Below are 23,829 nucleotides of genomic sequence, written 5' to 3' on the forward strand. Positions count from 1 at the left end.
AATGGGGTTAGAAGCTAAAGACCTGTCAATGAAAATTGGGGCGCGCACCCTATTTCAAGGTGTTTCCCTGCAATGCCCTAAAGGAAACAGCTTGGCAATAGTCGGTGAATCAGGAGTGGGTAAAACCACTTTACTTAATATTCTCGCCCTAATACTTCCAACGCATTCGGGAACCATCTCATTTGACGGAGTTGAAGCGCAAGCCTGGAACGAGCGGAAAATCAGAAACTTCTGGAAGAACAAAGTATCGTTTATTCTTCAAGACGCTGGCCTAGACGACAGCGAAACCGTCGGCTACAACATCACGCTTAAACACGGACTCCCATGGCGTCACACACAGCAGGAAGCACACGCAGCAGCGCAGCAAGTGGGGCTGGCTGACCGCTTAGAATCACAAATCATGGAACTAAGCGGCGGTGAACAACGCCGAGTGGCTATAGCCCGCGCAATCTACAAGCAAGCAGACTATCTGTTCGCTGATGAACCCACCGCTTCACTAGACGATGCCAACCGACAACTAGTGCAAGACCTACTTTTAGAACAGGTAGCAAAAGGAGCCACAGTTATCATCGCAACACACGACTTGGCACTGGCAGCCGCTTGCGACCAAACTTTTACGCTCACTAAAAGCTAAACACCTCTACCAAATACTTGAACCAACCAGTCTTCGAAACCAAAGAAAGCCAAGTAAGACTGACAAAGAAGAAGTTTTGGAGCTAACTTGAAAAGTAAGGAGTATAGCATGTGTGGAATTACTACCGGTTTATTAAAATAAATAATTTTACAGAATATAGATTGGAGATAAACATGGAGTATATTATTAGAGAATTAAGACAGGACGAAATTAAGTTATTGGATACATTCTTATATGAGGCTATTTTTATTCCGGAAGGAGTACAAGCTCCCTCTAGAGATATTATAGAGCATCCCGACTTACAGATATATATTGCGAATTTTGGAAAGAAAGATGATATATGTTATGTTGCGGAAGTTGGTGGAAAGGCAATTGGAGCGGTATGGACTCGTATCATCAAGGATTATGGTTATGTTGATGAGTCAACGCCATCTCTGTCTATTTCACTTCTCAAAGAATATAGAAATTTCGGTATTGGAACAGAGCTTATGAAACAAATTCTTTTGACTTTGAAAGAGCGAGAATATAAGCAAGTGTCATTGTCTGTTCAAAAGATAAACTATGCAGTGAGTATGTATAAAAAAGTAGGCTTTGAAGTTGTTCGTGAAAATGAAGAGGACTATGTTATGGTTTGTAAACTTTAGTGTCTGACAAATTCTCGGTTTGCAGAAACAAAGAAACTTGAAGTTATAGAGGTTAGGTATGAATAGAAAATTAGAAGAAATGAGCTTAAAAGAACTTTGGCAACATTTCGAAGTATCCCTCATTAAAATTACATGCATAAATAGTTCCATCTGGATCTAGAATAACTTCATCGGCTTTCGGTAAATCAATAGACCTCAGAATGGAATCAGTCCCGAGACTACTCGCTCCCATCGAAGTCAACAGCAATACATCTGAGTCTGAAATCGCCACAGGCTTCTGTCTGTACGCGAGTATTTCATCCTCAATTGAACTTAGTCTATAACTGATCGGGAATGACAACTTAATTCCCAAGTTCAATCACATCAGCGAACATGTCAAGGTTCGAACGCGAATGTAGCACAACGATAGCTTGCCGGTTTTGCTCAGTAAGCGAACGGCTCAAATTAACGAGTTCTTCCCGTTCTTGCGCAGGCATGAGTGGCTTGAAAGTTTCATCAAGCAAAATTAGTGGGGTTCGGCCTTGAGCGAGTTCCTCTCGCACAAGGTCGATACCACTAGTTGGTGATTCTTCTTCCGCAAACGGATCGGTATCCGGAATCAGGCACACGTCTTTGCTCAGGTAACGGCGTGCCAACGATTCTAAAATTACAGATTTTCCAGCTCCGGTAGCCCCGATAAGCGCGATCATTGTGCGCCCCGAATTGAGCAGCCGGATCACCTTGTCCAACTCGGCTTGCCGAACTGGTGGCAGCGAACGTTCTACCGTGAGAGTTTCGAGCAGCCGTACACGTTCCACCGTCAGACCGACAACGTCGACGTTTTGGAGCGTTTCGATCGTGGACCGGATGCCCGATGATAACGTCACTGCAAAGTACAAGACTGCTACCGGCGCAACGAACGACGACGACGTCATTCCCAACAAAACTGCCACCACGACGGCAGCTGAATTAAGGCTCAACACTAAGGCTTGGATAAGCCCGTCTCGCCAAGCATAAGCATCAGCAACCCCGATACATGCCTTGATGTAGTTCGACTCTGCCTCGGCGTATGCCGCCTGCCCTGCTTGGTAAAAACTTGGGCTGGAAATGCTAGTATGCAAGCCAGCTTGAACGCTTACTGCTCCGAGGAACTCGCCACGCTTATTCGCTACCTCGGTTGAGGAGGCAATTACGCGCTTTGAGCCTTGCCGATAAGCCAGGTAGGCCAACGGCATGATAGCGAGAATAACGATGAGGAAAATAGGGGCGCCGACGGCCGATGCCCCTACCAAAAGCACGGTGTAACTGACAGTACGGAACACTGAACCGAGTGCAGCTGGGATATTCATTTGCAGATCGGAAAAATCGTCTCCCATCCGGCCCACAATTGCGCCACTATTGTTGCGGCTTGCGAACTGGTCAAACCGCGCAAGTAGCTGACGGTGAAGATCACCCAACCGCGTAATAGGAACGCGATAAATCGTACCGAAGAATACAACACAACCAACCACAATCACCAAGACACAAACCGCGGAAACAATAGCCAAATGCGCTGTCAGGTTTTCTTCATTCGAAAGCGTCAGTGCAAACACAATCTCCACACACGTCAATGCCAATGCACCAATAATCACGCTAATAATATGCGGACCGAAAAGCAGCGCAACTGTTTTCCACAGCATTGCTTGCTTCGGATCAGGATCAGGCAATTGATCAACATTGACTGCCGATTGAGATAACTCAGTTGCTGGTACACCAGAAGTTTCCTCAGAAAGATGTGCTGGAAGCGCTGCGGCGTCTAGAAAAACTGCCGGAACGTATTCATGAGATGCAGCGATAATCGAGCAATGCGGAACCGCTTGGGCAACGTGGCGAGCAGCTACCTCGCGCATACGCGGATCGAGCGCGGCGAAAGTGTCATCAAGAATAAGCCACTGCGGCTGATCGGCAAGCACCATTGCCAACGCAAGGCGATGAGTTTCACCGGAGGACAAGGTGGTGACGTCTTGCCAAACGCGCCCAAGAACTTCCCTACCAAGGCCAAGCGCCGCGGCGTGAGAATCAAATCGAGACAACTTTTCCGCACTCGCAGCCGCCTTCCACGCAGTAAGCACAATCTGCGCCATCTGCGGATTGCGCGGAATAAAAGCCGTCTGCGAATGAACTGCCGAGGTCAACAACTCCTGCGCATACGGCGTTGATCGATCCACAATTTCCACCGAGCTAGCCGGCTGCGAAGTACCATCATTTTTAGTCTGCGCCTGCGAATCTAGAACGTCATTTTCTAACTTGTCGAGATCTTTCATCATCGGAACAGCAAGGCGAATAACACGGTAATTAACGAGGTTATTTTGCACCGCAGAATAAAGGTAACGGGCAGCCAAAATAATTCCAATACCAACTTTTCCTTGCGGCCAGAACCATGCGCCAAGTATCGCCACCACACACAGCGTAAAAGTCAAGGAACTCGAATCAAGGAACCCACTAAAAATCTGCAAACGAACACGCTTTTTTAGCAGACCTTCTTCAGTTTCGCGAATATGCGAAGCCTGCCCGATGGCGTAATCCCAGCGCGGAGTAAGCGGACCACGTGGCATTGCCTGCCCCAGGAGTTGAATCCAATGCCGGCGCTTTCCCTCCAGCTCCACATATTGCTCCCACAAGTTGCCAATGCGATTAATCAGCACAACGCTAGCCGCAACAAGGCCGGTAATAATAATCGAAGCAACCAGACCACTCCAACCGTAGAGCACCAGCGCAAGAACGAGGAAAGCTACCACATTTACGGTTGAAAGAACGGAATCAACAACGTATGCAAACTGGCTAATTTGCCCCGGATAAGTCAATACATTCCCACGATCCTCGCGCGTGGACCTAAGCTCAAATACATCCTTAAACCGGCGATACACCAGTTGCCGGACAGTGAACGTCAAGATAAATTCCCACCGTTCTTTCACCCAGTACCCGAAACTTTCGGCGATAAATCCACCAATAAGTAACGCAGCCAAGGTGCTTTTTGATACCGACGGCGAACCAACGAGTGACACTCCGAGCGTCACCATGAGGGCACCAGAAATTGCGACAAAACCTGCTAGCAAAACAATGAAGCTGAAACGCCAAGGAGCACATACATAAGAAAGCCAACGAAGACGATGAGGGAGCCGGTGCGAAAGCTCTCGATACCGCTCATACATAGAATCAAGATTCAAAAGAAATACATTCCTAAAAAGAGTGCCTACAAAAATAATACAGATTAAGCTAAAGACAATTAATTCTAATCGCCTCTGCAACCAGTTCATTATCTGGAAATCGAACTAATAGATCATGGAGTATGGCGGCAATGTCAAGAGACTGGTCGAACTTGCAACGCGCATGCGCCTGAATAAGCTCTATCTCGGCAAGCTCATCCTTGTCAAAACTACTCACGTCAATGGAAGAAGAAAAATCTAAATTCCATTCTGTTGCACCTGCATAATGCGCAGCACGGAGCATGTCTAAAGGCGTGTCCTTATCACCAAGTTGCATGGCATTAAAATACGACTCTCTGGCCTGCGGATATTCTTCAAGGCACATCTGAATATACCCAAGTAAACGGTAAGCTTCAGGCATACTTGAATCTAACTGAAGAACCTCGTGAACTTACCACGCAAGCAAGATTCGAAGTTAAAATACTATGATGCAGTTTCTCAGCATAATGAGATGCCTCAAGTTTAGAAATTCCTTCTTCTAAAATTTTACGCGTAGTATCAAGCTGTTTTCCTCTAAAGAAAGGCAGTGCCATTCCATTTCGATTAAATACTCGCTCGTATTCCACCTGCGAGCTAGAAGGTAAATCTTGAAGCATTTTCCACCGCCTTACAAATGCCGCTCAACAACTGACACATCAAGTAAAGCACGAGGATTATGACGCGCATAAAGCATAGCTAGAGAATAACGCGCCCGAGCTTCATCAATTGGCGTAAGAGTGCACCATATAACCCATAGCAATTTTGCCATTCCAACATCACCTTGCAATGCATAGGGAATGCCAAGCAAATCTGCTAATTTAGGATCTAAAACCTCTACTTGTTGCAAATAAGCATCTGCAACATCCTTCGCATTCCATGAATCTCCATAGGTAAGTAGCTGGCTGACATACTTAGCAAGATCCTCAGGTGTTATCGTTGCTGACCTGACTTTGGCTAGAATAGCATTCTGTTCCTGCACGATTGAATCGCATTTCAAATTGTTTCTCTTATGGGAAAGTTTAATACTCAGCTGCACTTCCAAATTATCTGCAAGCCCCAAAAGAAATTCTTTGTCAGGCTCAGAAGGCATTGACGCAAGTGTCAGAAAAATTGGACCTGTAATTTTAGTACTGTAATCAACGGCTATCCTACGTAATCCCCGCAAGATACGATTAACAGTGTAGTACCGAAGTTGATCTTCTGATTTTTGTTGTTCACTGAGACTTTCAATACTTCTACCAGCTCGATGAAAAACACAACGAGCAAGATGAGATTCACGCCAATCCGATCCCGTCACCTGATCTAAATCTTCAATAAGTGAGCGAACGACTGAAAAAGGATGGCTCAAATCTCTATCACTATAATCAAATAGCATTGTCTCAACCATTCTCTCGTAGGAGCATCTGGTAAACGAAAGTTATTGTCTTTATATACACTATTCCAGCCATTCGCTCTTGGGTATTTCTACCCTGCTGTACGTGTCTTATAGCAATACATTACTGCCATATTCGTCTTTGATTTAACAACCTTGTGTGTACTAATCTTCATTATCACACCTTCCTTTGCGCTATGGAATCAAGCGTGAAGAAAGTATTCTAACTTCACATATATAACTCACATGCTTAAACAATCTTTTTCAAACTATAATTAACTTTTTTATAAAATTTCAGATATAAAATTCGCGATACTAAAGAGCATACTAAATTACAAGTTATCTTCTCACCTAAAAAATCTAACCCATTTGCTATTATCAGTAACAAAAATCCAATATTGCGCGCAAATGAGAGGTGCGGAACCAAAATTTTCCATCAGAAAATATTTTCAAGACAGCTTGAAAAACTCAAAATATTTTCAATATCTCTGATAGTTAATTTTACTATACCTATACTTTTTAACACTTGCCCATACTTTTTGCAGCTAGCGTTATTTTGGATCAAGAACTCCCCTGATTTCAGTTTTCACGGCGCGCTAAGACATGAGTTACAACAACTAATACCGTACCCGCAGAATAAGATAACCGGGGTTGTAGGACAAATTGTGTTGCTGGGGTGGTTTAGTCCCAGTCTTGTCGGTAAGGTGCTCCGTGGTGTAGTTCGTGCCATGCGATAGCATCTCCCCATTGTGAGATAACCGCGTTTAGCGCATTATCTACTGTGCCTTCCCAATAAGCGTTTTCTATATCCGTATCCCGTGGCATAACTTTCAAGATCTCCGCTGGAGGTAAAGGAAACTGGGTGTGCGTGTAGCACCACCAGAAAATAGCTTTAATACGCCGACCTAAACTCATTCCCCGATGGCCTCTAAGCATCTGCCGCAACGGAGCATTAACACCTCCTTCAATCCGGTTAGTAGTAGCTGGCATAAGCTCATCCCACTGCGGGTCAAGATACGTAAACAACAACTGGTTCCTAATAGAAAAGTTAATGCTTCTACACGCTTTCACAGTTTTAGCATGAGTATAAGACCACGAACGCTCATGATAGGTAACCTCCTGTAGGAACACATGCCACTTGGTTTGCCACTGCTGGTAATCTCTAAGGCCACTGGGTTGCACTATCAAGGGTTTTCACGTGTAACAGGCGCTTACCCAGTTGGTATAGCTCCCAGTTCGGCTCGAGTTTAGGACGCGTTGTAGTCGCTGTCTTAATCTGCGTGAATACGTGGAAGACACACCTTTGTATCTTCGTGTCAGGCCAGGTGGTTTTACAGGCTTTCATAAACCCGCTCCCACCATCACAAACCACTAAATCCGGTGGAGCAATCCGGCTTAACAAGGCTTTCCACGCTCTAGAGTTCTCACTTCTAGCAACATACCAGCCAAGAACATGCTAGTCACTGCGAGCAATCAAAACAACTGCTTCACGGCCCAGGTGAATACCATCAACATACACAACCGGGTGCACTTCATCCACGATTGGTGGAAGCAGCCAAATATCCCACAAGAACCTAGTTCTACGGTTGAAAAGTTCGTCCCCCGTCCCGGCATATCGTTAAGTGTTTTACCTGAAAGCAGCCAACTTAAAAACAACTCTAAGTTCTTAGCATCAGTGTTAATGGGATTGAGGTTAGTTATAGAACAAGACTTGCACCGCCAGCGTTGACGCCCAGCTTTAGTTTTCCCGTGACGGGTCATCTGATTATTACAGATAGGGCATTTAGGAATATTCATACCCCTAGAATGAAACCCACAAACTAAAACACCGACTTCCCCAGCAATCACAAGCAAAAGTCACTGTTCTAGCAACACCAAATGTCCAACCTAATAGTTCACCGAAACAAACTAAAAACCCGACCTGCCCCCGGAATGCCAGGGAAAAGTCGGGTTTCCAGCAACACCACCTGTCCTATAACCCTGAAAGTGAGCCACGGGCAAACAAAAAACCCACTCACGCGAAATTGTATCAACGTGAGTGGGTAAACTGTGGAGCTAACGGGATTCGAACCCGTGACCTCTTCCATGCCATGGAAGCGCGCTACCATCTGCGCCATAGCCCCAGTACTCCACCAGTGTACACGTTTAGTGAAGTAACCTCAAATCGGCTCATTTGCCGGTTTGGTGTGACTGAAAATAAGCGGAAATTTCCGCAGCAACTCGAGGAATCTGCATGGGAACACTCCCGTTACGTAGGGATTCAGTTGCTGCAATACCGGTGGCTACTGCGTCGCGTGCGCTAAGAGGGTTGGTGTCAGTTTTTCCGCCCTCGGTAATAAACCGCATGAATTCGCCTACGGTGAGCACGTCAGCATCTGAGTGCCCGCCTGTGTCCGCAGTAATTGGGAACTCCGCGTCCCCTTCAGCTCGCCAATCTGAACGACGATTCCAGAGTTTCACTACTCCCCCGGCATAGTCGCCGAAGTTTTCCAGCCGTCCTTCATCTCCGATAATCGTGTAATTGCGCCAGTAGTCGGGCGTGAAATGGCACTGTTGATATGAACCCAGCACACCTGAGTCCATTCGCATAAGCATCATTGAAATATCTTCAACGTCGATAACTGGGTTAAGCCCTCGTTGTTTTGCCGGCGGGTAAACGGACATGTCAAACCAGTCACTCATCAATGCCTCAGAATTGTCCGCCCTGTCAGAGATTTTATCGTAAACCTGCAGGTCTCCCATGGCTGTTACTTCCCGAGTTTGTGAGCCAGCCAGCCAGTGCATCACGTCAATATCGTGAGCTCCTTTTTGCAGTAGCAAACCGGTCCCATGCTCTCTGGTGGCATGCCAGTCTTTAAAATAATAGTCTCCCCCGTGCCCAACAAAATGACGGGTCCAAATGGCTTTTACTTCCCCCACGGCGCCTTTTTGGATCAGCTCATACATAAGTCGCACTACATTCATGTGCCGCATGTTGTGGCCCACGTAAAGCTTAGTTCCGGTTTCATAGGCGGTGCGCAGAACTTCGTCAGCTGATTCAACAGTAATCGCAATCGGTTTTTCCAGGTAAACTGGTACCCCTGCTTCTAAAAGTTCACAGGTGATTTGCCGCATGAGTGTCATCGGGAGAGGTTACAAAAGCCGCGTCTATCCCAGCTTTTATCGCTTCTGTAGTGGTTTGATAAAGGGGAATATCAGCACCCAATTTTTGATTCAGACGTTTTTGCCCCTGGGGTGAAGGGTCTACAGCCGCGGTGATTTTTCCACCGAATTGTTGCGAATGTAGCGCTAGTTTAGAGCGCGCTCCAATCCCAATAACACCGATTCGTAGTTCACTCATGTTCAGCCTTTAGTAGGTTTACCGTTGGGTTACTTGGATTTCTAACTGGGGTGCGTCTGCCCAGAGACGTTCCAAAGCGTAGAACTCTCGTTTTTCGTCATGCATTACATGAACTATTACGTCACCGCAGTCGATGAGGATCCAAGACGCTTCGTCTTTTCCTTCCATTTTCGCCCGCTTGTAACCGTGTTTAATCAATTCGTCTACGATTTCGTTGGCAATCGCATTCACCTGGCGGGGGGTGTCTGCAGAAACGATTAAAAATACGTCGGTAAATGGCATGCGTCCAGAAACGTCTAATGCCACGGGGTTTACTGCTAGTTTAGTGTCGGCAGCTGCTACAGCAATGTCTAGGATTTCTCTAGTTTGCGGTGAAATTGTCAAAGTAACCTAACCTTATTCCTTATATAATCCGTATTTGGTGATGTATTGTACTACCCCGTCAGGTACCAGGTACCACACGGGTTTTCCTTCGCGAACGCGTTTTCGGCAATCGGTGGAAGATATTGCCATGGCGGGCACTTCCAGTAATGAAACTGCGTTGGTGGGCAGTCCCGACGCGTCGAGTTTATGCCCCGGCCTGGTCACTCCAATAAAATGTGCCATTTCAAAGAGTTTATCGGAGTCTTTCCAAGAGACTATTTTTGATAGTGCATCTGCGCCGGTGATGAAGAATAGGTCTGCGTCCGGGCGCTGCCGGTGAATATCGTTCAGAGTGTCTATCGTGTAGGTTGTTCCTCCTCGGTCAATATCCACTCTTGATACTGTGAAGCGGTTGTTGGATGCGGTGGCGATCACGGTCATAAGATAACGGTGTTCCGCTGAGGTGACTCGCCGCCCGGCTTTGAAGGGTTGCATTTGGGTGGGTACGAAAACCACCTGGTCCAGGTTGAATACTTGCATGGCTTCCGAAGCGGCCACCAGGTGCCCGTGGTGGATGGGGTCGAATGTTCCGCCCATTATCCCAATGGAAGGGCGTGGTTTCAAGGTGGCGTTCACAGTTGTTTCCATGCGTTTATCAACTATCTTTCTACCTTAAATCATTAGCTGATTTTGCCTGCAGCTAGTATTCTTCTGGGTCTGTCCACACGCCTTGCATGCGTTCAGTCCATAGTTCTTCTCTAGCTGCAGCCTTTGCATCCATTGCCTCGTGGTAGCGGGCTTTCTTCTCTTTACGAGTCGCGCGCATGTTTTCTTCAAAACGCAGGTCGCTTCCGCGAGGGCCCAGCAGTTCTGCTCCGGTTTGCATAGTTGGTTCCCAATCGAAGATGACGCCGCTTTCAACGGGGCCGATTACTACTGGGTCTCCTGGCAGTGCTCCGGCTTTCATCAGCTCATCTTCAACTCCGGCATTTGCCAGGCGGTCAGCTAAGTATCCGACTGCTTCGTTATTGGCAAAGTCGGTTTGGAGTACCCAGCGTTCAGGGCGGCGTCCGCGGACTTCGTAAACAGTTTCACCATTATATTTGACTGCGCGCACAGTGATTTGGGTGTCGTCGCCGTGGAGTTGCCCAATTCCCCGAGGGCGGAGGACTACTGTTTCTTCTTTAGCTTCCGGCAGGTTCGCTCGATGTTTCGCTACCATTTCTGCCAGTGCAAAAGAAAATTCTTTAAGTCCTTGCCGACTGACTGCGGAGACTTCAAATACTGGCCAGCCGAATGCTTCCAGTTCTTCGCGTTGGAGTTGCGCCATTTCTAAACCATCTGGCACGTCCACTTTATTTATAGCAATTACCCGAGGGCGTTCTCCTAAAGGCACGTATCCTTCCAGCTCACCTAAATCTGACTTATATTGTTTCAGCTCATTTTCGATGGTTTGTAGGTCTGAGAGTGGATCTCGGTCAGTTTCAAAGGTAGCTGCATCCAGCACGTGAACGATTACCGCGCAGCGTTCAATGTGGCGTAAGAATTCTAGTCCTAGCCCTCTCCCTTGGGAGGCGCCTTCAATGAGTCCTGGTACGTCGGCTATAGTGTAGCGTTCCTCGCCGGCTTGTACTACGCCCAGGTTCGGAACCAAAGTGGTGAACGGGTAGTCGGCAATTTTGGGGCGGGCTGCTGACATTGCGGCGATTAGAGAGGATTTACCTGCTGAGGGGAATCCTACTAAAGCTACGTCTGCTACCGATTTAAGTTCTAGGACAATATCGCGTTCCTCGCCGGGTTCGCCTAGGAGCGCGAACCCGGGGGCTTTACGTTTTTTGGAAGCCAGGGCGGCATTTCCCAGACCTCCGCGTCCGCCCTCGGCAACGATGAAGCGAGTACCTACGCCGGTGAGGTCTGCCAGTACATTTCCCTGCGTGTCTTTGACTACGGTTCCTTCTGGAACTGGCAGGATAATGTCTGCACCTTTTTTACCTTCACCGTGGTCCCCTGAGCCGGGCACGCCGTTTCCCGCGCGCTGGTGTGGGGCACGGTGATAGTTGAGTAAGGTGGTGGTTTGGTCGCTAACTTCTAAAATAACGTTGCCGCCGTTGCCGCCGTTACCACCGTCGGGGCCACCTAGGGGCTTAAACTTTTCACGGTGTACGGAAGCGCAACCGTGTCCACCTTTGCCTCCGGCAACGTGTAGAGTAACGGTATCTACGAATGATGGCATCTGTTTTCTCCTGAAACTAGCGGTAAATATATTTTGAGGGTGAACGGTCACCCATTCACCCTCAATAAGTATTAGACAATTATCAGGCGTTAGCCGCAATAATGTTTACTACTCGACGATCACGCTTGGTGGAGAACTCCACGTCACCAGCAACTAGTGCGAATAGAGTGTCATCCTTGCCACGTCCTACGTTGTCACCTGCGTGGTAGCGGGTGCCGCGCTGACGAACTAGGATTTCTCCAGCTTTAACAAACTGACCACCGAAACGCTTCACGCCCAGGCGCTGTGCGTTGGAGTCACGACCGTTCTTGGAAGAACCAAGACCTTTCTTAGAAGCCATTTTCCAGCCCTTTCTTTAAATAGAAACTTGACCGCGGATCAGGCGATACCAGTGATCTTGATCTTCGTCAGTGCCTGACGGTGACCCTGGCGCTTACGGTAGCCGGTCTTGTTCTTGTACTTAATAATGGAAATCTTTGGACCTTTGGTAGGTGCGACGATCTCAGCAGTAACCTTTACTTTTGCGAGTTCAGACGCTGCAGAGGTGACTTTATCACCGTCGACTACCATTACGGCCTGAAGTTCGACAGAATCGCCGATTTCTCCAGCCAACTTGTCGACGACGACCACATCACCGACGGACACCTTCTCCTGTCGGCCGCCGGCCTTGACAATCGCGTAGACCACGTTGTTGCTCTCTTCTTTTCGATTACAAATAACTCAGTTAATAGATTACCGGATTTTTTCCGCTAATCCACTACTCAGAAAGCGAAAACTAGAAATAGAGATATAGACCTCATTAGTCTCGCTTCGCCAAGTATTTTGTGCGTTTATAAAAACAGCACCGACTGTCTACGATACGCTATTTCGACAGTCAATATCAAACCGTCCTGGGATAGTTCACTGACTTTTAACTGTGCAATGCACCACCTCGGGTTCGGCTTTTTGGAAACCTTAGCTGGTTTCCTCAGTTTTCGCTGGTTCGGATACTACTACCCGACGGCTTTTCTTCACCGGACGCTCTAAAGTAGCTCCGGAATTTGTTCCAGCTACTGGACGCGCAATCGAAACTGCGGGCACAGTTATGGTTTCTTCTGCAACCACCTGGGGTTGCCCAGCCGCCATCACTGCCGTGCGCCGCCCGGTGCGCGCCGGCTTAACCTCAGCTTCTGCAGAAGCCGCGTGTTTTTCTTCAGCTTTAACTGTCAGCACAGTATCGATACTGTCAAGCAATGCTTCCGCATCGTCAAGCAGGCGATTACGCGCCCCTTTACGGCGATCTTTCAATCCTCGTCGAGGGCGGTCTTTTGACTTTTCTGATTTTTGTTTAGAAAGCTGAGTTTGCTCAACCGATTGTTCTTCCACAACACTAGCGGTAGCTTTTTCGCTGGTTTCTTCCGCCTCTTGTTCAACCGGTTTTTCAGCAGATCGCTTCTGGGTAGTTTTTGTCTTAGCTTCGGCTTGTTTCTTACCGTTTTCTTTTTCAGTATGAGCAGAGGCTGTTGCCGCTGCGATTGCGGACAGTGCGGAACGAACTTTCTCTTGCTTTTCCTCAGCTTGGGGATCGACGGCTGGTTCAGCTACCGGACGAGCCTTAGGAGGAATCGACACGCCAGCATGATCTCTTTCAACCGGATCATGATGGACAATGAACCCTCTTCCGTCACAACATTCACAGGGAGTTGAAAATGCTTCAACCAGGCCTTCGCCAACCCGTTTACGGGTCATCTGGACTAATCCTAGTGAAGTAATTTCCGTAACCTGGTGACGGGTGCGATCCCGCCCCAAACATTCAACCAGACGGCGGAGCACCAGATCACGGTTAGATTCTAAAACCATATCCACGAAGTCAATCACAACGATCCCGCCGATATCTCGCAGGCGCAGTTGCCTCACAATTTCTTCGGCAGCTTCCAGGTTATTCTTGGTCACGGTTTCTTCTAAAGTACCCCCGGAGCCAATGAATTTACCCGTGTTTACGTCGATTACCGTCATTGCTTCAGTACGGTCAATCACCAGTGACCCGCCGGAAGGCAACCAAACTTTCCGATCCATGCCCTTGGTTAGCTGTTCATCAATCCGATGGACTGTAAAGATATCTTCTTTACCTACCCAGCGTTTTAAACGGTCACGTAAATCAGGAGCTAATTCATCGACATATTCCTGTACCGTATTCCACGTTTCTTCCCCCTGCACAGTTAGGGTTTGGAAATCTTCTGTGAATACGTCTCTCACCACGCGCACAGCAAGTTCAGGTTCTGAACGAAGCAGGTAGGGAGCTTTTTGCGTTTTCTTTTGCTTTTTTTCGATATCTTCCCACTGGGTTTGGAGGCGAGTAACGTCATCCCTTAATTGTTCTTCAGTTGCGCCCTCGGCAGCAGTGCGGACAATCACCCCGTAATCTTTGGGAACAATCTTAGAAAGAAGTTTCTTTAAACGGACTCGTTCGCGCTCAGGCAGTTTCCTTGAAATCCCCGTCATCTGCCCAGCAGGCACCAGCACCAGGTAGCGTCCAGCCAGGGTGATTTGCGAGGTTAAGCGCGCTCCTTTATGTCCGATTGGGTCTTTAGTTACCTGCACTAAAACAGTGTCACCAGATTTGAGGGCCTGCTCAATTCTCCGAGGGCGCCCCGCTAACCCAACTGCTTCCCAATTAACTTCCCCCGCGTAAAGGACCGCATTACGTCCTTTACCAAGATCAACGAAAGCGGCTTCCATTGAGGGAAGCACATTTTGCACTCTACCAAGGTAAATATTTCCCACCATGGTCTGCTGCGTACGGCGTGCCACATAGTGTTCAACCAGTAAACCATCTTCCAAAACAGCAATTTGGTTTAACCCGTTTTGTTCACGCACAATCATTTCGCGTTTAACTGATTCACGGCGAGCCAAAAACTCTGATTCAGTGATAGTTTGGCGTCGACGATTTTCCTTACGAGTGTCTTGACGCCTTTGCCGTTTTGCTTCTAAACGGGTGGAGCCCTGCACTCCAGCTACTTCGTCATTTACTTCTTCAAGTTCGTCTGGACGTACTCGTCTGCGGCGGCGTCTGCGGTTTAATCCGTTTTCTTCAGCTTCTTCTATTTCTGTTTCTGAATAAAATTCGGGAGCTGTTTCTTCAGACTCTTCAACTACTACCGCTCTTTTTCGGGTTCGACTCCGCGTCAGTGGCTCAGTTTCAGGATCTTCTGAAATGTAGCTTTCTTTTTTGGGGCGCGCAGGTAAGGTAGTGATCTGCGGAGCCATAAATAATAGATCTGCATAGGTGCTTGCAGGTGGATTATCGACCGCCAGAGGTACTTCCGGGGTCTGTGCCTGCGCGGCAGAAAAAAGTGGCACAGCGAAAGGTGAAGCAATTGAGGCTTCAACACTATCTAAACCGCTGAACTCAGGTTCAGACATAGTTTCGTTTGACAATTAAGTTCTCCAAAATACTTACAAGCAAGCTTACATACTTGCTAACTTCGCCCATTCAAGGACGGAAACTTTCGTGCGTGTCTGTTTATCTAAGATGCACTGCTGACAATTATGGCATAGTTTTTCACCCTCATGCCACCTCAGCACACCTGGTGAACATTGTTAAATGTAGCTCTCTATTTCTCACCTTAAACGAAGAATAATTATCGAAGAAGAAATTAGGTCACAAATTTGTTTTCTAAATGAGTTTTTTACCCTGCTTTTGAGGGCTTAAAAAGATGACACTTACTGGAAAGTCTGTCACCAAATCTAACCTTGAGAAGCTAAATTTTAGAAATTCTCAATACAATCACTTAGTTTGCTATAAAACTTAAAAAAATAATCTTATGCTTTTAGTATGCCCGAGCTATGTTCTCGGCTAATCTTCAATCTATTAATTCGACACAAGGAAAGGTGGACGCATGACAGTCCTCCCAGCGGCACTCGATGCTGTGTCCCTGGCACGTTGGCAGTTCGGTATCACTACCGTCTACCACTTCATCCAGGTTCCACTCACCATCGGCCTGAGCCTACTGGTTGCAATTATGCAAACTAAGTGGCACCGCAGTGGCGACGATGTCTGGCTAAAGGCAACTCGTTTCTTCGGCAAGCTATTTTTGATTAACTTCGCCCTCGGCGTTGCAACCGGTATCGTACAGGAATTCCAGTTCGGTATGAACTGGTCAGAATATTCACGTTTCGTGGGCGACATTTTCGGCGCCCCACTGGCGGTTGAAGCGCTCCTTGCTTTCTTCATTGAATCCACCTTCCTGGGAATTTGGATCTTCGGTTGGGGACGCGTCTCAAAGGGAATGCACTTAGCTTCCATTTGGTTAGTCGCCATCGCTACCAACGTTTCCGCACTTTGGATTCTGGCAGCTAACTCTTGGATGCAAGAACCAGTTGGAGCATTCTTCAACCCAGAAACCGGACGCGCCGAACTAAACGGAAGCTACGGATTCGTTGAACTTATTTTGAACCCTATCTTGGTTTACACCTTCACTCACGTTTTCTTCACCGCAGTATTCACCGCAGGTACCTTCGTAGCCGGCCTGGCCCTTTGGTGGGTTACCCGCGCTGCTAATGCTGGTAAAGAAGGCGAAGCTGAAGCCCGTAACTACTGGAAGCCAATCGCCCGTTTCGGCGCTGTTGCCCTCTTAATTGGTGGCACCGGTGTTGCAGTTACCGGACACTTCCAAGGTCAGCACCTCGCTGAAATCCAGCCCATGAAGATGGCAGTAGCCGAAGGTATCTGTATGGATACTAAGGGAGCTGCTTTCACCGTCGCTGGTTTTGGTGAATGTCCTCTTGATGACAGTGGTGACATGACTCGTTTCATCACCATTCCAGGTCTGGCTTCCTTCCTCTCCCACGATGATTTCAACGCCGAAGTTGAAGGTGTACGTGACATCCAAAAACGTATGGTGGAAGCACTTAATCAAAACGAGTCCTTCACCTCTCGTTACGGTGACGCCTCCCAGTACGATTTCCGTCCTCCATCAATGCCTACTTTCTGGTCATTCCGCGTAATGACCACTTTAGGGCTAGCTTCTATCCTCACCGGATTAGGAATCCTGATTGGACTGCGTAAAGATCGTCTAATCAAGTCCAAACTAGTTGGCAAACTGGCCCTTTGGTCTATCACAGCACCTTTCATTGGTGCTTCCGCCGGCTGGATTTTCACTGAAATGGGTCGCCAGCCTTGGATCGTTTACCCGAACCGAGCAGCTGCTCTACAGGGTGATCCAGTAGGTGGAGTTCTTCAGCTAACTGAGTATGCCGCCTCTGGCGCAGTTCCAGTCGCCCAGGTAGCTACCTCAATGATTATCTTCACGATCCTATACGGCGCCCTCGGTGTTGTCTGGTATCTTCTAATGCGTCGCTACGCTTTAGAAGGTCTAAATGTACCTTCCCACTATGCAGAAGACAGCAATAACGCTGACACTCTTCTAAAGTTCGGTTACTGAGAAAGGCTAGGTAAATAAAATGGATTGGCTAAGCATTCTTTGGTTTATCCTAATCGCCGTTCTCTGGACCGGCTACTTGATTTTAGAAGGTTTCGACCTTGGCGTGGGCGCGCTAATTCCTTTCGTCGCCAAAAACGATGAAGAACGCTCCCAAACAGTAAAGACCATCGGCCCCCACTGGGACGGCAACGAAGTATGGTTACTCACCGCTGGTGGAGCTACCTTCGCTGCATTCCCCGAATGGTATGCAACCATGTTCTCTGGCATGTACCTGGCCCTCCTGCTGGTTCTAGTACTGCTGATTCTGCGTATCGTTGCTATCGAATGGCGCAAAATGATTGACACCGTACAGTGGCGTAAGATCTCTGACTACATTCACACTGCAGTTGGTCTCTTAGTTCCTGTTTTACTGGGGGTAGCTTTTGCAAACCTAGTTCAGGGTATGCACATTGAAGTTGTTAATCCACTGACTAACGAGCCTCTTACTGGCCCAGTAACTGAGGCAATGTTAGCTACCGGAGTTCACAACATCACCGGCGGATTCTTCTCCTTGCTTACCCCATTCACTGTTCTAGGTGGTCTGGTAGTATTGGCTATCTGCCTCTCCCAGGGTGCACAGTTCTTAGCTCTAAAGACCACTGGTCCAGTTTATGAACGAGCCGAGAAATACTCTGCAGTGTTCTCTCTAGCTGCAACTGTATTAACTGCAGTTTGGGCTCTATGGGCAGTCCTTGTTCACGCTGAAACTGTTTGGGCATGGCTCCCGCTAACCATTGCGGCTCTTGCTCTGATTGCCTCAGCTGTCCTCTCACAGCCAGCATTAAATAACTCCAAGTTGTCCTTTGTCTTCTCATCTTTGGGAATCGCCGGTGCAGTTGCGTTCATCTTCACCGCTATGGCTCCTAACGTAATGAAGTCCTACTTGGATCCCAGCTACTCACTAACTATCGCTCAGGCTTCCTCATCTCACGCTACCCTCGTGGTGATGACGATTGTGGCAGTTCTGTTCGTTCCAATCGTGTTAGCTTACACCGCCTGGTCCTACTGGGTATTCCGCGCCCGCGTTACCTTGGATGATATTCCTGAAGGTATGGGTCTGCTTCCTAAGCAGATTCGCGAAGGCGCTAACTTCTTAAAGGGTTAATCTTTAAAAGATCTACCCTGTGGGGGTTAGGAAACGAAAGTTTCCTAACCCCCACATTCTTTTTCCCTGCTTACAACCTCTCCCTAAGTCCATCAGCAAGTATAAAAATACAAAGTTAAGAAGAACTAAGTACAATCGTAAATAGTATTCTTAAAACAATAAGGACCGTGCTTTGAAACCATTAGATCAGCGTCTGCTCAAATACGCGCAGTCTGCTCGCCAGTACATGATTTTCATCGTCTTTACTGGAACTTTAGGTACCCTCTTAACCATCGCCCAGATCCTGGCAATCAGTGCAACTATTTCTCCGATCATCACTGGGGAAGCAACCTTTATTGCGGTTTTTCCGACGATTCTCATCCTAGTGAGTATCGTGATTGCCCGCCTTGCCCTAACCTACATACACCGCGCCTACGCCCACCGTGCAGCTAACCAAGCTATCGCTCAGCTTAGAAAAAAGGTCTTAGCTCAAGCCACGGCATTAGGTCCGCGTTGGCTGTCTACCCATGCAACAGACACAGTTACCTTAACTACTCGTGGTTTGGACGACCTGGGTCCTTATTTCGTTGCCTACCTACCTCAGCTAGTTTTAACTCTGATCGCAACTCCACTGGTACTAGCAGTTATGCTTTACCTGGATTTACTCTCTGCTTTCATAGCGGTGATCACCATTCCCCTAATCCCAATTTTCATGATCTTAGTAGGTAAACTCACTGAAGAATACTCTTTGCAAAAACTAAAAACTATGGAGCGGTTAGGAAGCCAACTTTTAGATCTCATCTCTGGCTTACCAACTTTAAAGGCCCTAGGCAGAGAACAGGCACCCACTAACCACGTGAAGAAATTGGGACAAACTCACGCGCGTACCACAATGCAAACTTTACGAGTAGCTTTCCTATCCGGAGGTATCTTAGAGTTCATCGCTACCCTCTCAGTCGCCCTGGTAGCCGTTGAAGTAGGCGTCCGTTTAGTCTATGGCAACGTTAGTCTCTTCGCTGGCTTAGCAATTATTATGCTTGCCCCTGAAGTGTATGCGCCTTTAAGAGAAGTCGGAAAAAACTACCATGCTTCTGCAGATGGAGTGGCCGCCGCCAACGCAGCTTTTGAAATTATCGAAACTCCGCTACCGGCAGCGAACACGCAACAAAATACAGTAACCTCCCCCCAACAGATTTTCACTGACGCAGTAGTTTCGCCAATCGAAATACAGTTTGTTGACGTGTCTATTGCAGCTCGCGGAGCCTGGGCTCCTCACCAACTTAATGCCATTATTCCCGCCGGTTCTATCACAGCTTTATCCGGGGTTTCCGGCGCCGGGAAAACTTCTACGGTAATGGCAATTTTAGGTTTACTTCCTCTCACCCAAGGAAAAATCTGGTTATCTGTTCCCACAGCTAAGCATCCTGCTAAGCGTTTCCAGCTTGAAGAAATCGCCCTGGAAAACTGGTGGGAACAAATCACCTGGGTCCCCCAAGCCCCCGCAATCTTACCTGGTAGTGTGTTAGAAAATGTAACCCAAACAAACCAGTATCCTCCAGCTACTCTGGCTAAAGCCGCCCAAGCCACCGGTTTTGATTCAGTAATTGCCAGTCTTGCAGATGGGTGGCACACCCAGTTAGGGCATGCCGGAATTGGTCTTTCTGTAGGGCAAAGACAACGCCTAGCTTTAACTCGGGCGCTTTTGAATCCAACCCCGCTGATAATCCTTGATGAACCAACTGCACATTTAGATTCACTCACTGAAAAGCAAGTTATTGAAACTATTAAAAAGTTACAGGCAAAAGGCTCAACTGTGCTGGTAATTGCTCATCGTAAGGCAGTTCTTGAAGTTGCAACTCACGTGATTGAAATAACCTCACAATCTGCTACCACAGCAGAGATAAAACAGTTCCCCCAATTGCAGGTAGATACTGTAGAAGTCGATAATCTTTTAGCTACGCCGCATTTACTGCATGACCTTTTAAAAGCTGAAGGCGAATCCGTTGAAAAGGAAGCGAAATAATGAGACTCTTTATTACTTCCACCGAATACGCTGCCCTAAAACGGGTTATTCCTTTACTGAAATTAAATAAAGGCACTTTTATTTTGGCAGTTGTCTTAGGAACTTTAGGGTTAGCCGCTTCCCTAGGCTTAGCAGCTACCTCCGCGTGGTTGATCGCCCGAGCTTCTGAGCATCCTCCGGTACTTTACCTAACTGTCGCTACTGTAGGGGTTAGATTCTTCGGTATTTCCAAAGCCCTTTTGCGCTACGTCCAAAGGTTAGCTTCCCACCGGGTGGCTATGGACGGGATTGCCCAACTGAGAACAAATGTGTATCGAAAATTAACTAATGCGCGTACCTCCACTTTAGCGGGACTTAAACGTGGTGATTTACTGGCCCGTACCGGAGCAGACGTAGATGCTTTAGGCGATCTTTTAGTTAAATCCATTTTGCCTCTGGTGGTTTCCTTAGTAATCGGTATAGTCACAGTTTTAGGGATCGCTCTTATCTCCATTCCAGCTGCTTTAATCCTTGCCTGTGCCCTTTTCCTTTCGGGGGTGGTCGGCCCGATCCTCACAGCCCGCCATGCTCGTTTAGGGGAGCTTGCTAATGATCGGGCTCGGATTGGGCTGGTGGAATCCACCACTACGCTACTGACTAATTCTGCTGAATTACAGGTAAATGGCGGGTATCAGACTGTTTTAGCTGATATTCAGTCAAATGAAGCTGAACTGATTTCCTCCCGCGATAAGGCCGCTAAACCTGCAGCTGTTGCCGCCGTAATCGACCAGTTAGCGATTGGCATTGCCGTGATTGGAGCAATCTTAGTTTCTATCCCTGCTGCTGAAGCCGGACTTATCTCTGTCCTTTCTATTGCGATTCTCACCCTCACTCCCCTAGCTGCCTTTGAAGGTACCTCTGAGCTGGCTCCAGCTGCTGTCCAGCTAGTTCGCTCAGCTCGTGCAGCAGTGCGCATTGACCAAATTATGCTTCCCTCCACCTTAGAAAAGAATCTGGATCTTCCTTCTGCAGCACTCACAGCTCCTGTCTTAGAAGCGAAAGATTTAGCAGTTGGTTGGCCCGGTGGTCCAGTAGTTGCGGAAAATATTAACCTTACCCTTCGCGCCGGAAGTTCCCTGGCTTTAGTGGGTAAATCCGGAATCGGAAAAACTACCCTCCTTTACACGTTAGTTGGGTTACTAAAACCCGTAGCAGGAACAGTTCGTGTTAATGGAGTTGATATCCATCGGATTAAATCCGAGGACGTTGGTAAAACAGTTTCGTTCACTCCTGAGGACGCACATATTTTTGCGACTTCTGTATTAGAAAACTTACGGGTAGCCAATCCAAAGACAGACATTCATCAAGCTGAAAAACTACTAACTGCAGCCGGTTTAGGAACCTGGTTGGCGCAGCTCCATGAGGGGGTAGAAACTGTTCTGGGAGCCGGGGGAACTTCCATTTCTGGAGGAGAAAGACGCCGCGTTCTGCTGGCGCGGGCTTTAGCCAGTGAAGCTCCCCTGCTGCTAATAGACGAACCGGGTGAACACTTAGAGGCAACTACGGCTGATGCTTTGGTTAAAGATTTACTTTCTGTGAAAGATTCTCACCGCGGTACCCTTTTAGTTAGCCACCGTGTCTCTGCTTTAGCAGCAGCCGAACAGATTTTGGTGATGGAAACCGAAAACGGAGTCACTACTGTTGTTGCCAGCGGATCTCATAGTGAATTACTTGAAAACGTCCCCGCTTACCGACACGCTTACTTAGCTGAGTCGGCAGAAGCAATCATTTGAAAGGCTTTAATGTGCTGAAAGATTTTAATCTGCGAAGCAGTTCAGATCCGACTTCTTTGGTATCAGCTACCTTAGGTTTAGCTCGACAGTTGGAAGTGGGTGAGATTCTTCAAGAATTTGTTGATCAGGCTAGCCAGTTGACTAACTCTCGTTTCGGGATGCTGGCGACAGTGGACACCTGGGGGTATCCAACAAATTTTCTCTATCATGGGTTCTCTTTAGAGGAACAAAAACAATTAACCCAAGCTGGTTTACACGCGCATTTTTTCGCAAAAGTTCCTGACGATCAGACTATCTTCGTTAATGATATAACTGCATCTGCCCAAACTGACTTTGCTACTTCTTCATTTCCGATCCGCAATTTTTATTCCTGTCCCGTCCAACTCCATTCACAAGTAAATGTGCGAATTTTCTTAGCTGACAAGTTCGGCGACTACACCGAAGCGGATACTCAGCTGCTTACGCTTCTTACGCAAGCTGCCTCTGTGGCGATTGAAAATGCTCGGCTCTATCGGGAAGCACAAAATAGAGAACGTTGGATTAGTGCTTCTCAAAAGATTACTTCAACGCTCTTACATGACACTGATGAAGAAGAAGCGCTGGCGTTGATTGCGCAAACCGTTTTAGAAGTGGCGCAAGCAGACACGGCATTAATTATTCTTCCTTCTGTGGGTTACACCTGGGCTTGTGAGATTGCTGAAGGCTACTTAGCGCCGCAAATGCTTGGCGTGGTTTTCCCTGCAGAGGGTCGGGCTATGGCAGTTCTTTCCGAGGGCGCTGGGATGATTGTAGATTCATTACAAAGAGCTTCAACAATGCGGGTTGAACAACTCCGCGATTTTGGACCTGCCCTCTATGCACCGATGATGAACCGTGAAGAAGGCATTGGGGTGCTTTTGCTGCTTCGTAAGCCCGGTGCACCTGAATTTGAGTCAGATTCCCTCCCGCTAGCTGAAGCATTAGCTTCCCAGGCTGCGTTTGTGTTAGAGGTTGTTTCTGCCCGCCACCTGGAAGACGTGGCAGCTTTTTATGATGAACGTGACCGGATTGGCCGTGACCTGCACGATTTTGCGATCCAGCAACTATTTGCCACGGGAATGCAGTTAGAAGCAGCTAAAAAGCGGGTTACTGCCGGCGGTATGAATAACGATGAAGTTGTTTCTTTATTGCAAGATTCACTTACCTCAGTAGATGAATCTGTCCGCCAGATTCGCCAGATTGTGCACAGCTTACGCGATAAAGATTACGATACGGAACTTTTAGAACGGATTCAAAGAGAAACCTCTATTGCCCGCACCACCTTAGGTTTCGCTCCGGGACTGGTGATTAAAGTAGATGGGCAGGTAGTTTCTACTGAAGATGAAGAACTCCTCGTAGAGGTAAATAACCGGATTGGAGCTGATTTAAGCGACGACATCGTGGCAGTCATTAGAGAAGGTATCTCTAATGTTGCCCGCCATGCGAAAGCTACTGCTGCTAACATCATCGTGAAAGTAGATGGGAAAGCCCCCCAAGGTCAGGTAACGGTGCGTGTAATCGACAATGGTAGGGGGATTCCTCTGGATCGGACTCGCACTTCCGGCCTCGGTAACTTACGGGCGCGAGCACGCCGCCAAGGCGGAGACTGCTCGGTCCTCCCCCGTGAAGATACTTCCGGTACTATCCTCACCTGGTACGCTCCAATTTTTGACGAGTAAGT

The 23,829-nt window shown here is 47.7% G+C and carries 19 protein-coding genes, 1 tRNA gene and 1 pseudogene; 7 read left to right on the top strand and 14 right to left on the bottom strand.

Going from position 1 to position 23,829, the window contains the following annotated elements:
• Position 1 precedes the first annotated feature (1 nt).
• Both NXS08_RS03180 and NXS08_RS03185 read left to right on the top strand, forming a co-directional pair.
• Positions 2-634, top strand: coding sequence for an ATP-binding cassette domain-containing protein (locus NXS08_RS03180; RefSeq protein WP_259137168.1), 633 nt, complete (start codon positions 2-4; stop codon positions 632-634).
• 173 nt (positions 635-807) lie between these two features.
• Positions 808-1,278, top strand: coding sequence for a GNAT family N-acetyltransferase (locus NXS08_RS03185; RefSeq protein ID WP_396232244.1), 471 nt, complete (start codon positions 808-810; stop codon positions 1,276-1,278).
• A 341-nt stretch (positions 1,279-1,619) separates the two neighbouring features.
• On the opposite strand, the gene NXS08_RS03190 is transcribed toward NXS08_RS03185, so the two are convergent.
• The 14 genes and pseudogenes from NXS08_RS03190 to NXS08_RS03250 all read right to left on the bottom strand — a co-directional run bounded on the left by NXS08_RS03190 (position 1,620) and on the right by NXS08_RS03250 (position 15,191).
• Positions 1,620-4,448, bottom strand: a complete 2,829-nt coding sequence (locus NXS08_RS03190) for a hypothetical protein (protein WP_259137172.1) — start codon at positions 4,446-4,448, stop codon at positions 1,620-1,622.
• 64 nt (positions 4,449-4,512) lie between these two features.
• On the bottom strand, positions 4,513-4,863 hold the full coding sequence (locus tag NXS08_RS03195) for a hypothetical protein (protein WP_259137174.1): 351 nt from the start codon (positions 4,861-4,863) through the stop codon (positions 4,513-4,515).
• Positions 4,856-5,098: a hypothetical protein gene (locus NXS08_RS03200; protein WP_259137176.1), complete on the bottom strand. Its 243-nt coding sequence runs from the start codon at positions 5,096-5,098 to the stop codon at positions 4,856-4,858. Before NXS08_RS03200 ends, NXS08_RS03195 begins: the two co-directional genes overlap by 8 nt.
• A gap of 11 nt (positions 5,099-5,109) precedes the next feature.
• The gene (locus NXS08_RS03205; protein ID WP_259137178.1) at positions 5,110-5,856 is read right to left on the bottom strand and encodes a hypothetical protein; all 747 of its coding nucleotides are present in this window, start codon (positions 5,854-5,856) and stop codon (positions 5,110-5,112) included.
• Between the two features lie 678 nt (positions 5,857-6,534).
• A pseudogene (locus NXS08_RS03210) lies at positions 6,535-7,650 on the bottom strand (IS1249 family transposase).
• A gap of 253 nt (positions 7,651-7,903) precedes the next feature.
• Positions 7,904-7,976: transfer RNA gene (locus NXS08_RS03215), tRNA-Ala, on the bottom strand.
• A gap of 46 nt (positions 7,977-8,022) precedes the next feature.
• The gene (locus tag NXS08_RS03220) at positions 8,023-8,976 is read right to left on the bottom strand and encodes a Gfo/Idh/MocA family oxidoreductase (RefSeq protein WP_310546904.1); all 954 of its coding nucleotides are present in this window, start codon (positions 8,974-8,976) and stop codon (positions 8,023-8,025) included.
• The gene (locus NXS08_RS07350; RefSeq protein WP_310546906.1) at positions 8,948-9,193 is read right to left on the bottom strand and encodes a Gfo/Idh/MocA family oxidoreductase; all 246 of its coding nucleotides are present in this window, start codon (positions 9,191-9,193) and stop codon (positions 8,948-8,950) included. The genes NXS08_RS03220 and NXS08_RS07350 overlap by 29 nt, the downstream gene beginning before the upstream one ends.
• Positions 9,194-9,211: 18 nt before the next feature.
• Positions 9,212-9,577, bottom strand: a complete 366-nt coding sequence (gene rsfS / locus NXS08_RS03225) for a ribosome silencing factor (protein WP_259137181.1) — start codon at positions 9,575-9,577, stop codon at positions 9,212-9,214.
• A 12-nt stretch (positions 9,578-9,589) separates the two neighbouring features.
• On the bottom strand, positions 9,590-10,204 hold the full coding sequence (nadD, locus tag NXS08_RS03230; protein WP_259137183.1) for a nicotinate-nucleotide adenylyltransferase: 615 nt from the start codon (positions 10,202-10,204) through the stop codon (positions 9,590-9,592).
• Positions 10,205-10,256: 52 nt separating this feature from the next.
• The gene (gene obgE / locus NXS08_RS03235; protein ID WP_259137184.1) at positions 10,257-11,789 is read right to left on the bottom strand and encodes a GTPase ObgE; all 1,533 of its coding nucleotides are present in this window, start codon (positions 11,787-11,789) and stop codon (positions 10,257-10,259) included.
• A gap of 82 nt (positions 11,790-11,871) precedes the next feature.
• Positions 11,872-12,129 (bottom strand): 50S ribosomal protein L27, encoded by a 258-nt coding sequence (gene rpmA, locus NXS08_RS03240; protein WP_259137187.1) that lies wholly within the window; start codon positions 12,127-12,129, stop codon positions 11,872-11,874.
• A 38-nt stretch (positions 12,130-12,167) separates the two neighbouring features.
• Positions 12,168-12,476, bottom strand: a complete 309-nt coding sequence (gene rplU / locus NXS08_RS03245) for a 50S ribosomal protein L21 (RefSeq protein WP_259137189.1) — start codon at positions 12,474-12,476, stop codon at positions 12,168-12,170.
• Positions 12,477-12,743: 267 nt separating this feature from the next.
• Positions 12,744-15,191 carry an Rne/Rng family ribonuclease gene (locus NXS08_RS03250; RefSeq protein WP_259137361.1) on the bottom strand — a complete coding sequence of 816 codons (2,448 nt, stop codon included), beginning with the start codon at positions 15,189-15,191 and terminating at the stop codon, positions 12,744-12,746.
• A 476-nt stretch (positions 15,192-15,667) separates the two neighbouring features.
• Here NXS08_RS03250 and NXS08_RS03255 point away from each other — a divergent pair, with 476 nt between their 5' ends.
• The 5 genes from NXS08_RS03255 (at position 15,668) to NXS08_RS03275 (ending at position 23,827) form a co-directional block, all read left to right on the top strand.
• Positions 15,668-17,212, top strand: coding sequence for a cytochrome ubiquinol oxidase subunit I (locus tag NXS08_RS03255; protein ID WP_259137191.1), 1,545 nt, complete (start codon positions 15,668-15,670; stop codon positions 17,210-17,212).
• Positions 17,213-17,231: 19 nt separating this feature from the next.
• Positions 17,232-18,356 (top strand): cytochrome d ubiquinol oxidase subunit II, encoded by a 1,125-nt coding sequence (gene cydB, locus NXS08_RS03260; RefSeq protein ID WP_259137193.1) that lies wholly within the window; start codon positions 17,232-17,234, stop codon positions 18,354-18,356.
• 172 nt (positions 18,357-18,528) lie between these two features.
• Positions 18,529-20,358 carry a thiol reductant ABC exporter subunit CydD gene (cydD, locus tag NXS08_RS03265; RefSeq protein ID WP_259137197.1) on the top strand — a complete coding sequence of 610 codons (1,830 nt, stop codon included), beginning with the start codon at positions 18,529-18,531 and terminating at the stop codon, positions 20,356-20,358.
• Entirely contained in the window at positions 20,358-22,130 is a 1,773-nt protein-coding gene (gene cydC, locus NXS08_RS03270; RefSeq protein WP_259137199.1) for a thiol reductant ABC exporter subunit CydC, read from the top strand. Before cydD ends, cydC begins: the two co-directional genes overlap by 1 nt.
• Before the next feature lie 11 nt (positions 22,131-22,141).
• Positions 22,142-23,827, top strand: coding sequence for a GAF domain-containing protein (locus NXS08_RS03275; RefSeq protein ID WP_259137201.1), 1,686 nt, complete (start codon positions 22,142-22,144; stop codon positions 23,825-23,827).
• Positions 23,828-23,829 lie beyond the last annotated feature (2 nt).

Origin of the sequence: Gleimia sp. 6138-11-ORH1 (assembly GCF_024814355.1) — a bacterium.
Taxonomy (GTDB): Bacteria; Actinomycetota; Actinomycetes; order Actinomycetales; family Actinomycetaceae; genus Gleimia.

What these genes read in the sequence shown, in the direction of transcription:
- NXS08_RS03180 (WP_259137168.1), top strand. Translation starts at nt 2, where the DNA reads ATGGGGTTAGAAGCTAAAGACCTGTCAATGAAAATTGGGGCGCGCACC.
- NXS08_RS03185 (WP_396232244.1), top strand. Translation starts at nt 808, where the DNA reads ATGGAGTATATTATTAGAGAATTAAGACAGGACGAAATTAAGTTATTG.
- NXS08_RS03190 (WP_259137172.1), bottom strand. Translation starts at nt 4,448, where the DNA reads ATGTATGAGCGGTATCGAGAGCTTTCGCACCGGCTCCCTCATCGTCTT.
- NXS08_RS03195 (WP_259137174.1), bottom strand. Translation starts at nt 4,863, where the DNA reads ATGCCTGAAGCTTACCGTTTACTTGGGTATATTCAGATGTGCCTTGAA.
- NXS08_RS03200 (WP_259137176.1), bottom strand. Translation starts at nt 5,098, where the DNA reads ATGCTTCAAGATTTACCTTCTAGCTCGCAGGTGGAATACGAGCGAGTA.
- NXS08_RS03205 (WP_259137178.1), bottom strand. Translation starts at nt 5,856, where the DNA reads ATGCTATTTGATTATAGTGATAGAGATTTGAGCCATCCTTTTTCAGTC.
- NXS08_RS03220 (WP_310546904.1), bottom strand. Translation starts at nt 8,976, where the DNA reads ATGACACTCATGCGGCAAATCACCTGTGAACTTTTAGAAGCAGGGGTA.
- NXS08_RS07350 (WP_310546906.1), bottom strand. Translation starts at nt 9,193, where the DNA reads ATGAGTGAACTACGAATCGGTGTTATTGGGATTGGAGCGCGCTCTAAA.
- nadD (WP_259137183.1), bottom strand. Translation starts at nt 10,204, where the DNA reads ATGGAAACAACTGTGAACGCCACCTTGAAACCACGCCCTTCCATTGGG.
- obgE (WP_259137184.1), bottom strand. Translation starts at nt 11,789, where the DNA reads ATGCCATCATTCGTAGATACCGTTACTCTACACGTTGCCGGAGGCAAA.
- rpmA (WP_259137187.1), bottom strand. Translation starts at nt 12,129, where the DNA reads ATGGCTTCTAAGAAAGGTCTTGGTTCTTCCAAGAACGGTCGTGACTCC.
- NXS08_RS03250 (WP_259137361.1), bottom strand. Translation starts at nt 15,191, where the DNA reads ATGTCTGAACCTGAGTTCAGCGGTTTAGATAGTGTTGAAGCCTCAATT.
- NXS08_RS03255 (WP_259137191.1), top strand. Translation starts at nt 15,668, where the DNA reads ATGACAGTCCTCCCAGCGGCACTCGATGCTGTGTCCCTGGCACGTTGG.
- cydB (WP_259137193.1), top strand. Translation starts at nt 17,232, where the DNA reads ATGGATTGGCTAAGCATTCTTTGGTTTATCCTAATCGCCGTTCTCTGG.
- cydC (WP_259137199.1), top strand. Translation starts at nt 20,358, where the DNA reads ATGAGACTCTTTATTACTTCCACCGAATACGCTGCCCTAAAACGGGTT.